At 65.7% G+C, this 1164-nt stretch carries 1 pseudogene; it reads right to left on the reverse strand.

Going from position 1 to position 1164, the window contains the following annotated elements:
* Nucleotides 1-13: 13 nt before the first annotated feature.
* Nucleotides 14-1109: pseudogene (locus MFF55_RS25330) on the reverse strand (IS630 family transposase).
* Nucleotides 1110-1164 lie beyond the last annotated feature (55 nt).

The following is a 1164-nucleotide window of genomic DNA, read 5'->3' on the forward strand; positions in this document are numbered from 1 at the left end:
CAGTTCTCACTGATCAGAACTCATGAGCCCAGGCGCGCAGTCCAATGGACGCGATACGCCAGGGCTGGTCGATGATCCTGTTCCAGGCGTCGCAGCAATGATCGAGGATGGCCTCGTAGGAGGCAAAGATGCGGTTGCCGAGCCAGTTCTCGCGCAGGAACTGCCAGAGGTTTTCGACTGGGTTGAGTTCGGGCGAGCGTGCTGGCAGGGGCAGCAGGGTGATGTTGGCAGGGAGCACGAGCTTCTGGGTCGTGTGCCAGCCGGCCGGATCGAGCAGCAGCACGGCGTGTGCGCCAGGCGTGACCGCTTTGGTGATCTCGGCCAAATGCAGGTTCATCGCCTCGGTGGTACAGCGGGGCATGACGAGCCCGGCTCCCGTGCCGCGCGCTGGGCAGATTGCGCCGAAGAGGTAGGCGGAGGCGGTACGCTGGTCCTTTGGGGCCGAGGGACGTGTGCCCCGACAGGCCCATCGGCGGGGGATCGAGTTCTTCTGGCCAACGCGGGCCTCATCCGCAAACCAGATCTCTATCGGCTTGCCGCCGACAGCCTGCGCGATCTCTGCCACGCGAGCGGGGAAGGCTTTTTAAAAGCCGGAATGGCGCCCGGCTCCTGGGCGTGGTGGCGTGGCCTGGCCGAGAGCTTCCGGTATCCCATTGCCCGTAGAACCCGGCTCAGCGTCTGCTCAGAGACCGAGACCCCGTGGTCCTCGAACAGGATCTGGGCCAAATCTGCCAACCGCCAGCGCACTACCCCATGCGCGGCCGGCATCGGTCCTTTCTCGACCAGGGTCTTCAGCGCGGCACGAAGATCCGCGTTCAACCGCGGACGGGCACCGGGCGCCTTGCCGCCGATGAGCCCGTCCGGCCCATCGGTGTTGAAGGCCAGTACCCAATCCCGCACGGTCTGCAGCCCAACCCCGCCGAGAGCAGCGGCTTCCGAGCGCGCACCACCCGCGTAGATCGCTGACAGCGCCAGCAGGCGGCGGGTTTGGTCCGGATCACGCGAGCCCTTCGCCAAAGCGCGCAAAGCCTCGGCATCGAAGTCCGGCCGCAGCGGCACGGGAGCAGCCATCGCATCCTCCTCAGGCTCAAACCCGAGGAGAGAATCACCAATCAGACAACACCGCTACCCGCGTGAGTCGCCCTCAAAGAGGGTCGGTATTAG

The sequence above is a fragment of the Methylobacterium iners genome (assembly GCF_022179305.1).
Classification (GTDB): domain Bacteria; phylum Pseudomonadota; class Alphaproteobacteria; order Rhizobiales; family Beijerinckiaceae; genus Methylobacterium; species Methylobacterium iners.